Here is a 9,759-nt window from a genome sequence, read left to right on the forward strand (position 1 = left end):
TCTAACTGCGCATAAGTGAGGCTTTGCTCTTCATAAACAAGTGCAATCGCTTCTGGTGTTCTAGCCACTTGGGCAGCAAATAGCTCAGGGAGGGTGAGATCTAAGTTTTTTGGATTAGTAACTGATCGGCCGCTGATTTCTAGAACCGAGTAAAGCTCGCTGGGCTCAAGTAGCGGGATAGAGGCGATAGGTAGGTCTAGAAAATTCGGTAACTCAGTTATTACATGACGAAGATTGTTTAGATAGGAGTGAGCCTGAACGGATGTATATCTCTCAGGGTTATAGTCGAAAATCAATTCAACATCCAAGCCATTCTGCCGATCAAGGACTTGAAGTGCAACATCTGATATCGGGCCGGAATTTAGGAGCTCAACAGCAGTTATTACGCCTGCAAATTTGAGGTCAAAATTAAAACTTTGAAAATTGAGAACTGCAGCAAAAGGATCGCCCAAGCCATATTTGCGACGGCTTTTTGAAATTTGACTAAGAGGATAGCGACTGTGCGCGACTGCATCCTTAATCTGTTGCGACACTAACTGAATACATTCTCTCGCAGTAAAGCCGAAATTTAATTCAAGATGCAGGGGCAAAATATTTGCCATCATCCCTGGGAAGCTTGCTAGCTCTTTATTTCTCCCGGAAGTTGGCAGGCCAATACATAGATCTTTTTGGTTGCATAGCCGAGATAAGTAAAGAATCAAACCGGTAGCGAAAATTGCCGCTCTACTACCGCAGATCTCTTTGCTTAAATTGGAGAGTTGCTCATATTTTTTTCGAGTTAATGTTGTTTTAATGGTTGAGTAGAAACTGAGTGAGGCTGGACCAAGCTCATCGGTTGAGATGCTGACTGGGGCCTCCAAGGATGCGAGAGATTTTTCCCAATAGTTACCATCTTTCTCATAATTCTCGCCGTCAACATATTCCGAATCTAATTTGACTATTTCGGGCAGGGAAACTAATGCTGGCAATTCCTGCAAAGGATTGTCGTATGCCTGAGATACAAGCTGGAGTATGCTGGCGCGAGCGGCACCATCAATAAAGAGGTGATGCGGGATAAAGTAATTAACCCAATTTGTTTCAGATACTTGGATAATGCCGACCCTAAAGCAGGGAGATTGAAAATAGTCTATCCGCGCCTTTAGGGCATGGCTTAATATCTCATTGAGTTTCGCTTCTTTGTTGTGATCGGACCGGAGGTCCCGCGATTCAATGTTGAGCTGAGTTAAGGGGGCGATCTTTTGGTAGGGAATTCCGTCTTGCAGAACAATGCTTAGACGAAGGGTGTCTACGTGTTCAAATACCCTTTGCCATGCACACTTCAACTTCTGCGCATCTAAGTTGCCATGAAAGGTGATCGCTGCACCAATGTGATAAACAGATGATTCTGGATCCAGTTGTTGGTGATACCAAACGTTCTTTTGCGCTCCAGTTAGCGGATAAATCTCATTCGATAATGTGTCATTTATCTGAGGTAGATTGGAGGTTTGAGTATTCATGGAACCAAAAATGGCGAAGTCGAGATAATGCAAAGCATTGCTCGATTGGATATAGCGCCTCTAAATATCAATTAGGACTGCGCTGTAAGACTTTTAGGTCTCATATCCTTCCAGTTGTCATCCACATACTTGGTGCACTCTTGTTTAGAACCTGAAAATCCAACCTCAGTCCAGCCGTTGGGTGTTGTCTTTAGAGCTGGCCATAACGAATGTTGATTTTCATTGTTGATAAGGATTTTGAAGTGATCGCCATCTATCGTGAGGCCATCTCCTGAATTATTTGGGGTTTTGCTTGTTTTGTCGTTCATTTTTAGAATTTTTAAGTATTTTGTGAATTTTACCGATTTTTCTAATTTTCTTTTCTGTGATGTTTGCATTTGATGGGGGATTTACACATTATGCACTATAATGGTGCATTACAGACGAAAAAACATGCTTAATTGTCTAAAACAAAGTTTTGACAATAAAATTCAAAGGTTTTTTGCAATTTAGTTATGTTAATCTGCAAGGGAGCAAATATGCAGACTAATGCCCTCATCGCACAATAGGAGAATAAATTTATGACCAGCTCAGCAACTAACGTTTCTGATGTTTCAGATGTAGAAGTTAAGGACTTAGCTCCAGAGACTTCTGACAAATTAGATCAAGTAAGCAAGCTTATTTCAAATGCAGCGAAGTGGAGTGTAGGAGCAGCATTAATTCCTGTGCCAAACGTTGATGTGTTAGTTATTGGTGGCATTCAAGCAAAATTAGTGAATGATATTGCAAAGGTTTATGGTTCAGGCTTCACCAAAGAAAAACTTCGCTCAGTAATTACAGTGTTGGGTGGCACATTGGCTCCTGCTATTGGTGCTGATATTGTTGTTGGCTCTACAGCAAAAATGTTCCCTGGCTATGGTTCTTTATTCGGCTTTGTTTCAATGTCAGCCTTTTCTGTTGCTGCTACTTATGCAATTGGCAAGGTAATGGTTAAGCATTTCGAAGGCGGCGGTACTGCTGATAGCTTCAGCGCTGAATCTGTTAAGGCTGATTTAAAAGAAGAATTTAAAAAAGCAGTCAAGAAGTAATTAAATTACCTTTAATCAAATAAGCCCACGTATTACAGGTGGGCTTATTTATTTTGCGGTCGAATAAGTTGAACGGGTTTTTGTAATGAAAAAAATTGTCGTGGCAAACCAAAAAGGTGGCTGTGCCAAGACTACTACTGTTGTGAACTTGGCGTGTGGCCTAGCAGAGCAGGGGTTGAAGGTTTTGGTAGTGGATTTGGATCCACAGGCAAATGCTACGCAGTGGCTTGGTGCCGCAGATAAATCTAAAGGTGCTTACGATCTGTTAGTTGACGATACACCTTTGGAGGATGTCATTTCAACAACTGAAATGAAGGGAGTTGATGTAATTGCTGCCTCAAAGCAGCTCTCCCAGATTGAGAAAGCATTAGCCGGGCAAATGGCCATCGAAACGCTTTTAAAAAGAAGACTATCAAAAGCAAATAGTTCGGCATGGGATGTGATGTTGATTGATACCCCTCCGACCCTTGGATTATTAACTTTGAATGCACTTGCCGCCTCAGATGAGTTGCTCGTGCCCGTGACAACACATGTCATGAGTTTGATTGGTGTGAGTCAATTAATTAATACGCTAAATGATGTGAAAGATGTTCTAAATCCCTCGATAAATATCTTGGGTTATCTCCCTTCGCGTGTTGATTTGAGAACAAAGCATGCAAAAGATGTTGTTGAGTTGCTGAAAGGAAGTTTTGGCAATAAAGTATTTTCTTCATTTATTCGTGAAAACATTTCTTTAGCCGAGGCTCCTTCGTTCAAGCAGGGCATCATGACATATAAGTCTTCATCGCCAGCGGCCGCAGACTATCGTTTGCTAACAAAAGAGGTTATTGATACATTGGATTTACAAGCAAAATGAGTTCCCGTAAACGTTCTACCATTAACCTAAATCCTCTAGATGATATTAAAAATGTCGATCAGGGTGATAAGGCGACTGCACCCTTAGGCGATACAAATTTATCGGCGGCTAACAAAAGCGCAAAATTGGCTACTAAAAAAAGTGCACATAAAATTGACCAAAGTAAGGCAGACGCCGCTGAGGAAGTTTTTGAAGAAGCGGCTCCATCCAGAATTGAGGCCGCCGCTAACCGCATCATCATGGGTGAGCGTAACTTAATTAATGTTGAGGTTAGTGGTGAGTCTGCCGAGGAGATTTTTAATCAATCAAATTCATCAACCTTGGGTAGTGACGCCAATCAATCATTCTTCAAAAGAGGGAAAAAAATACAGCCAACTAAAATCACCACTACTGATGAGGTAGTCATTATTGAAGAAGTTTCTGGAGAGTCTTCAGAAAGTGTGGTTCGCAAGTATGCTGAGTGGTCTATCGTTGCGGGACTCGTACCCGCGAACTTTTTGGATACTGTAGCAGTTACTGGAGTTCAGTTAAAAATGATTTCTGAGCTTTGCAAACTTTATGGGGTCCCTTTTAAGAAAGAGAGCGCTCGTGCAATTATTAGCAGTTTGATTGCTAGCAATGTCACCACAGGTTTGTCTCACACTGTTGGACTGCAAGCTATTAAGAATATCCCCTATCTTGGGAAATTGCTCTACGTTGCAGTTCAGCCTGCGATGTCTTATGCAAGCACCTTTGCTCTAGGATCCGTCTTTGTGCGTCATTTTGAAAAAAAGGGGTCTTTAGTTGATTTCAACATTCATGATGTAGGTGTAAGTTTCAAAGATACATATGAGAGCGCTAAAAAAGCATTTAAAAGCGAGAACTTCACTCGTCGTTTTATTGACCCAAGGTAAGGCAATACGTGATTAACGATAACAAAATGACCTCACTATTCTCAAAATCTGAGGTGGTTGAGTTTTTGAGGGTTGAGGGTGCAGGTGATTTAAAGCACCTCATTTGGCTTGCTTGTTTTGTAGGGATTGCTAATACCGCTTTAATCTCATTGATCAATATGTCTGCCGCTAAAGTGGCTGAGGGTGAGTCTGTATTTTTACAATTTTTCCTCTATGCCGCTGTGCTGACATTCTTCTTGTTGGTTACCAGAAAAGCTAATCAAGACAATATTAGAAGCGCTCAATTTTTAATTCATAAATTTAAGATTCGTATCCTGGGAGAGTATTTCAGGTCTGATTTACAAACTATTGATCACATTGGCAAAGCTAAGATCATGCAATCATTGGGGAGGGATACTCAAGTTGTATCTCAATCAATTCCAATCTTGGTAATGATGTGCCAATCGGCGGCAACTTTGAGTTGCCTAACGATTTACATGGCCACCATTTCTTGGATGGCCTTTTGTATCAGCTTCATGGCGGCAGTTATTATTTTCGTTGTCTCGTCTCGCTTCATTCTCGGGGTGAAAGACTCTGTGAGTGCAGCTTGGGCAAAGGAAGGTGAGGTATTTGAGTTGTTTGGTGATTTCTTGAGCGGTTTCAAGGAAATTAAGATGCACTCAAAGCGCGCTCGAGACATTACTGCTGACATGGTGGAAGAATCTCTAGTTGCCAGCAACTTAAAGACATATTCTTTGGTGGGCATCACCAATTTTTTCAATTATCTGCAAACACTAATGTTTGTTGTTGTTGGTATTTTAATTTTCATTTTGCCAATGCTCTCGGAGAGTTTTTCCGAATCTGTTGTTGCTGCATCTACCGCTGGAATTTTTTTGGTTGGTCAGTTGTCTGGGTTAATTCAGACTATTCCCGCTTTATCGGAAGCAAATGCATCCGCCAAATCACTTTTAGAGTTACAAGATGAGCTGGCAAAGACTGCCAAGCAATCTGTTGAAAACAAGCAAGTTATAGATATAGATCAGTTTAGATCCCTAAAGGTTCATGATGTAACTTACGATCACCTTAAAGATAAAAACTCAACAGGATTTTCTCTTGGACCAATATCTTATGAATTTAAAGCTGGACAACTCTATTTTATTAAGGGTAGCAATGGATCGGGCAAAACTACCTTTATGCGGATTTTGACCGGTTTATATAAACCTAGTAGTGGTTACATTTCGGTAAACGATATCAAGATCGAACAGCCAGCATCAAGCTCTTATCGTGATCTTTTTACGGTTGTGTTCAGCGATTTTTATCTATTTACAAAGTTATATGGCTTATTTAATGTTTCCGAGGAAGATATACTATCGTTGCAAAAACTACTAGAAATTGAGAAAAAATTCTCTATCGATGATGGCGAGTTTTCTCATATTCAACTTTCTACTGGTCAGCGAAAGAGAATTGCTTTGTTGGTAGCATTGCTTGAAAATCGAGACATTATCGTTCTAGACGAGTGGGCTGCAGATCAAGATCCGCAATTCAGGCGGCAGTTTTATAAGAATATCCTTCCTAAATTGAAGGCTATGGGTAAAACAATCATTGCCATTACGCACGACGACTATTATTTTAAAACTGCAGATTACATTCTTTCATTTAAGGATGGAGTGCTATCTGAGGATTTGGATGACTAATGAAATACGTTAAATTGTTCTACGCATATATTGATCGCATTATTAATCAATATTTAATTCAAATTTCGCTAGCATTATTCATTGGCGTTGGAAGTTTGCTTTTGTTGTGGCCAAAAGTCGTTAATATCGTCCCTGCTGGTAAAGTTGCGGTTATTTATCGACCTCTTTGGGGTGGGGTAGATATGAATGAAATTTTCAAGGAAGGCGTACATTTTGTCTTTCCTTGGAATACATTTACCCAGTATGATGCACGTTTACAGAATCAAGTCCTTGAGTTGGAGGTTCTTACATCGGACCTTCTCAAATCAAAAGTCAAAGTGGTATATCAGTATGAAATTGATGCCAGAACATTGCCTTTGCTTCACAAATACATCGGCCCTGATTATTTGCACAAAGTAGTTGAGCCACAAGTTATTTCGATCATCAGAAGCAGGGTTGGTAGCTTTTCTTCCGACAAGGCCTTCACGTCAGACATACAAAAAGTTGTTAGGGAAATTGCTATTACATCAGACAGAATTTTGGTCGACAACATTAGCCCTCCTGGTCTTGAAAGCGTTAAGCTAGTTCGAATCAGCGATGTAGAGATTACAAACATCAGCTTCCCTAAAGAGGTTGAGGAAGCGATTGAGAAAAAAATGGTTGAGCTTGCTAAAGCTGATGGATATAAATATATTTTGGAGGCCGCACGCCAAGAAGCGCAAAGAAAAGAAATCGAAGCTGAAGGTATTCGTAAATTTCAAGATATTGTGCGCCCTGGGTTATCTGATAATTATCTCCGCTGGAGGGGTGTTGAGGCTACTCAAAGTTTAGCAACGTCAAATAACTCAAAAATTATCATTTTTGGATCCGGACCAACAGGTCTACCATTGGTTTTAGGCGATATGGACAAAACAATAATTCCGCCTAAGGTTGGAAAGGGCAATTAAACATTTGCCTTCCTAATGCAATAATTTGTATGTCACATTATTGAGGGGTTTTTAATGAGCCATAAAAATGCTGAACATTCTTTTGATCATAAAGATTCCAGTTTGGGTGCTGAAAGTTTGATTAGTGAATTCAAGTCTCTTATGGCCGATGCTGAAGCTTTAATCAAAGCTACCGAAGATCATCCAGGAGAGGCGATTAGCTCTATTCGTAATAAAGCTCTCGAAACTTTGGCTGGTGCTAAAGAAAGTCTTTCTGGCGTTGAAGGTAAGTTGCTAGATAAAGCCAAGATAGCTGCTGACGGTGCGGATGACTTTGTCCATCGCAATCCATGGGAGGCTGTTGGTGTTGCGGCAGGCTTGGGTTTACTCATTGGTTTATTTATTGGCCGTCGTTAACACTTCATGTCTCAAGAAAACTTACTTTCATCCATCAAGGGGCTAGCCTCTACTGGAGCATCCATTGCTCAAACGCGTTTAGAGCTTTTATCGCTTGATGTACAAATAGCTAGAAGTAAATTCATTAGCTTGTTAGTGATGATTATTAGCGCTTTATTCTTTCTATTTTTTGGCTTTGTGATGTTGGCATTATTGATTGTGATCTATAGCTGGGAAACAGACCGAATGATAGCTCTTGGTTTGTTAACCGCAGCATTCTTATCGGTTGGGTTGATTTTGGCATTCTTAGTTACTCAGTCACTGCGCAAGATGCCGAGATTATTTGAGGCCTCAATCACTGAATTGGCTAAGGATCGCGAAGCACTCTCAAAATGAAGGATAAGCTAAAGGCCCTAGAGCATCGTCAACACAAACTAATGCTTCAGGCTAGTCGAGAGCGCAAGGCTTTTGCCGAACACTTTGAGGCTTGGGAAAAGCCGCTTTCTTGGGCTGATAAAGGAATTGATGCGGTTCAATTCTTGAAGAGCAACCCTATTCTTTGGACTAGCGCATTTGCAGCGCTTGCGCATTACAAGCCAAAACTGGCAAGCAAGGTCTTAGCGGTGGGTTGGGGCGCGATGAAAATAGTAAAGAGTGCTAAAAAGCTCATCTAGCTTTTCAAAACAGATTGATGGCGAATACGATTCTGCTCTAGTAGTTCATTGCCGTTTAAGAAGGTAATCTCCAGTAAGGTAATTGCACCGCTGACTTCAAAGCCAGCCGAACGGATTAACTTATCAGCCGCAATCAATGTTCCACCGGTAGCTAGAACATCATCTAGTAACAATACTTTGGCATCTTTGGGTAAGGTGGATTGCTGAATTTCTAGAGAATCATTTCCATACTCAAGACCGTAGGCTTCACGATGACTAGCCAAGGGAAGTTTGTTGGGTTTTCTGGCTAACGCCAAGCCCTTATGAGCGTGGTGAGCTAGCGCAGAGCCAAAGATAAAACCCCGCGATTCAATACCCAGGATGTGGGTGTAATCAAACTGCTGGGCAATCTCATCTAGCTGACGAATAGCTTCTTTAAAGGCGGCTGGATTGGCAAGCAGGGGAGAAATATCCCTAAAGAGAACCCCTGGTTTTGGAAAGTCAGGAACTCCGGGTAGATAATCTAATAAATTCATTGCCAACCAATATGAAAACAGAACTACTCATTATTACCGCATTAGAGTCCGAGCTCAAGCGTGAAGCTTTGCCTAGCGGCGCAGAGATCATCTACACGGGGATTGGCAAAATTAATGCAACTATCGCCAGCATCAAAGCAATTAATCAATATTCGCCTAAGAGAATCTTGAATTTTGGTACCGCTGGAAAAATCAAACCCGAACTACATGGCTTGCTGGAGATCGGCAAGGTGATTCAGCGCGATATGCAAGCTGAGCCATTATCGCCTCGTGGTAGCACGCCATTCTGTGTAAGACCACAAGAATATCTATCTACCGGGCAATTTGTCTGTGGCTCTGGCGATAGCTTTGTCACGGCACATGACCCATGGTTGCATAGCCTAGGAGTAGATGTGGTGGATATGGAGTTATTTGCGATTGCTGCCGTTGCCCATGATCACCAAATTCCATGGCAATCATTTAAGTACATTACTGATGATGCCAATGAGAGCTCTGGTGATGATTGGCACGCTAAAGTCCACCACGGGCAAGATCTTTTTCTAGAAAGACTTATCCAGATTCTATGAGGCGAGCTTATTTCTCGGCTTTGTACCAAACTTGAGTACGCCCTAGTAATGGAACGCCGATATAGCCACGGACATCCATCTTCTTGCCATCTTCAGTCGCAATTTTGACCTTGTAGACTTCACCTTCTTTGGGGTCGAGGATTTTTCCACCAGACCATACGCCGGGTTGATCCTGCTTTAGATCCGTCATGATCTTCATGCCAACAATCGGCTTATCTTTTCTATCATCCTTGCAGAGATTGCAGTTAACCAGGGGTGTTTCATTTGGTCTTGGGTATGTTTTGATAATAGTGCCTTCAAGCACGCCATTGACCTGCTCAATTTTGATTAAAGAAGCAGGTTGATTGGTTTTGTCATCAATTGTTTTCCATACCCCAATAGCAGGATCTGTTTGCGCATAAGCGGTACTGGAAAATACAATGAAGTAGGCAGATAAAGCCAGTAATTGTTTTGTATTCATGATGTCTCCTTATTAGTAATCATGTCATCAGCAGCGCTCAAATATTCCAGCAGCGCCCATGCCAGTACCAACGCACATTGTTACCATCGCATGCTTAAGGTTGCGTCGCTGCAAGGCATGAATGGCAGTAGCAGCACGAATCGCGCCAGTGGCCCCCAATGGATGACCAAGGGCAATGGCACTTCCTAGCGGATTGACTTTGGTTTGATCTAAACCAAGATCGCGAATGACTGCTAAAGACTGAGCTGCAAAAGCCTC

The 9,759-nt window shown here is 41.6% G+C and carries 13 protein-coding genes and 1 pseudogene; 9 read left to right on the forward strand and 5 right to left on the reverse strand.

The window, feature by feature from the left end; genetic code table 11:
* Positions 1 to 1,496, reverse strand: a 1,496-nt coding sequence (locus tag JaK3_RS06810; protein WP_150114234.1) for a condensation domain-containing protein, incomplete at its 3' end; no start/stop codon positions are given.
* A 71-nt stretch (positions 1,497 to 1,567) separates the two neighbouring features.
* Entirely contained in the window at positions 1,568 to 1,873 is a 306-nt protein-coding gene (locus JaK3_RS06815; RefSeq protein WP_338091692.1) for an MbtH family protein, read from the reverse strand.
* A gap of 183 nt (positions 1,874 to 2,056) precedes the next feature.
* Here JaK3_RS06815 and JaK3_RS06820 point away from each other — a divergent pair, with 183 nt between their 5' ends.
* The 8 genes from JaK3_RS06820 (at position 2,057) to JaK3_RS06855 (ending at position 7,960) form a co-directional block, all read left to right on the forward strand.
* Positions 2,057 to 2,563, forward strand: coding sequence for a YcjF family protein (locus tag JaK3_RS06820; protein ID WP_068322579.1), 507 nt, complete (start codon positions 2,057 to 2,059; stop codon positions 2,561 to 2,563).
* A gap of 85 nt (positions 2,564 to 2,648) precedes the next feature.
* Positions 2,649 to 3,419, forward strand: a complete 771-nt coding sequence (locus JaK3_RS06825) for a ParA family protein (RefSeq protein ID WP_068322582.1) — start codon at positions 2,649 to 2,651, stop codon at positions 3,417 to 3,419.
* Positions 3,416 to 4,312 carry a YcjF family protein gene (locus tag JaK3_RS06830; protein ID WP_068322585.1) on the forward strand — a complete coding sequence of 299 codons (897 nt, stop codon included), beginning with the start codon at positions 3,416 to 3,418 and terminating at the stop codon, positions 4,310 to 4,312. The genes JaK3_RS06825 and JaK3_RS06830 overlap by 4 nt, the downstream gene beginning before the upstream one ends.
* A 26-nt stretch (positions 4,313 to 4,338) precedes the next feature.
* A complete protein-coding gene (locus tag JaK3_RS06835; RefSeq protein ID WP_068322588.1) occupies positions 4,339 to 5,985 on the forward strand; it encodes a cyclic peptide export ABC transporter in 1,647 nt (548 codons plus the stop codon).
* Complete coding sequence (locus JaK3_RS06840; RefSeq protein WP_068322590.1) at positions 5,985 to 6,911, forward strand: prohibitin family protein; 927 nt, start codon at positions 5,985 to 5,987, stop codon at positions 6,909 to 6,911. The genes JaK3_RS06835 and JaK3_RS06840 overlap by 1 nt, the downstream gene beginning before the upstream one ends.
* Before the next feature lie 54 nt (positions 6,912 to 6,965).
* Positions 6,966 to 7,307 (forward strand): ElaB/YgaM/YqjD family protein, encoded by a 342-nt coding sequence (locus tag JaK3_RS06845; RefSeq protein WP_068322593.1) that lies wholly within the window; start codon positions 6,966 to 6,968, stop codon positions 7,305 to 7,307.
* Positions 7,308 to 7,313: 6 nt separating this feature from the next.
* Positions 7,314 to 7,682, forward strand: a complete 369-nt coding sequence (locus tag JaK3_RS06850) for a phage holin family protein (RefSeq protein ID WP_068322597.1) — start codon at positions 7,314 to 7,316, stop codon at positions 7,680 to 7,682.
* Entirely contained in the window at positions 7,679 to 7,960 is a 282-nt protein-coding gene (locus JaK3_RS06855; protein WP_068322600.1) for a YqjK family protein, read from the forward strand. Before JaK3_RS06850 ends, JaK3_RS06855 begins: the two co-directional genes overlap by 4 nt.
* Here the strand turns inward: JaK3_RS06855 and JaK3_RS06860 are convergent.
* Entirely contained in the window at positions 7,957 to 8,475 is a 519-nt protein-coding gene (locus JaK3_RS06860) for an adenine phosphoribosyltransferase (protein ID WP_068322603.1), read from the reverse strand. The genes JaK3_RS06855 and JaK3_RS06860 overlap by 4 nt on opposite strands.
* An 11-nt stretch (positions 8,476 to 8,486) precedes the next feature.
* Here JaK3_RS06860 and JaK3_RS06865 point away from each other — a divergent pair, with 11 nt between their 5' ends.
* Positions 8,487 to 9,041, forward strand: a complete 555-nt coding sequence (locus tag JaK3_RS06865; protein WP_068322606.1) for a phosphorylase family protein — start codon at positions 8,487 to 8,489, stop codon at positions 9,039 to 9,041.
* Between the two features lie 7 nt (positions 9,042 to 9,048).
* Here the strand turns inward: JaK3_RS06865 and JaK3_RS06870 are convergent, their stop codons facing one another.
* Together JaK3_RS06870 and JaK3_RS10625 are read right to left on the reverse strand one after the other, a co-directional pair.
* Positions 9,049 to 9,501, reverse strand: a complete 453-nt coding sequence (locus tag JaK3_RS06870) for a DUF2147 domain-containing protein (protein WP_068322610.1) — start codon at positions 9,499 to 9,501, stop codon at positions 9,049 to 9,051.
* A 27-nt stretch (positions 9,502 to 9,528) separates the two neighbouring features.
* Positions 9,529 to 9,759, reverse strand: a pseudogene (locus JaK3_RS10625) (acetyl-CoA C-acyltransferase); the annotation flags it as partial.

The sequence above is a fragment of the Polynucleobacter yangtzensis genome (assembly GCF_001595965.1).
Lineage (GTDB): Bacteria > Pseudomonadota > Gammaproteobacteria > Burkholderiales > Burkholderiaceae > Polynucleobacter > Polynucleobacter yangtzensis.

Coding starts and splice junctions, on each gene's coding strand:
- JaK3_RS06815 (WP_338091692.1), bottom strand. CDS start 1,873: ATGCAAACATCACAGAAAAGAAAATTAGAAAAATCGGTAAAATTCACA.
- JaK3_RS06820 (WP_068322579.1), top strand. CDS start 2,057: ATGACCAGCTCAGCAACTAACGTTTCTGATGTTTCAGATGTAGAAGTT.
- JaK3_RS06825 (WP_068322582.1), top strand. CDS start 2,649: ATGAAAAAAATTGTCGTGGCAAACCAAAAAGGTGGCTGTGCCAAGACT.
- JaK3_RS06830 (WP_068322585.1), top strand. CDS start 3,416: ATGAGTTCCCGTAAACGTTCTACCATTAACCTAAATCCTCTAGATGAT.
- JaK3_RS06835 (WP_068322588.1), top strand. CDS start 4,339: ATGACCTCACTATTCTCAAAATCTGAGGTGGTTGAGTTTTTGAGGGTT.
- JaK3_RS06840 (WP_068322590.1), top strand. CDS start 5,985: ATGAAATACGTTAAATTGTTCTACGCATATATTGATCGCATTATTAAT.
- JaK3_RS06845 (WP_068322593.1), top strand. CDS start 6,966: ATGAGCCATAAAAATGCTGAACATTCTTTTGATCATAAAGATTCCAGT.
- JaK3_RS06850 (WP_068322597.1), top strand. CDS start 7,314: ATGTCTCAAGAAAACTTACTTTCATCCATCAAGGGGCTAGCCTCTACT.
- JaK3_RS06855 (WP_068322600.1), top strand. CDS start 7,679: ATGAAGGATAAGCTAAAGGCCCTAGAGCATCGTCAACACAAACTAATG.
- JaK3_RS06860 (WP_068322603.1), bottom strand. CDS start 8,475: ATGAATTTATTAGATTATCTACCCGGAGTTCCTGACTTTCCAAAACCA.
- JaK3_RS06865 (WP_068322606.1), top strand. CDS start 8,487: ATGAAAACAGAACTACTCATTATTACCGCATTAGAGTCCGAGCTCAAG.
- JaK3_RS06870 (WP_068322610.1), bottom strand. CDS start 9,501: ATGAATACAAAACAATTACTGGCTTTATCTGCCTACTTCATTGTATTT.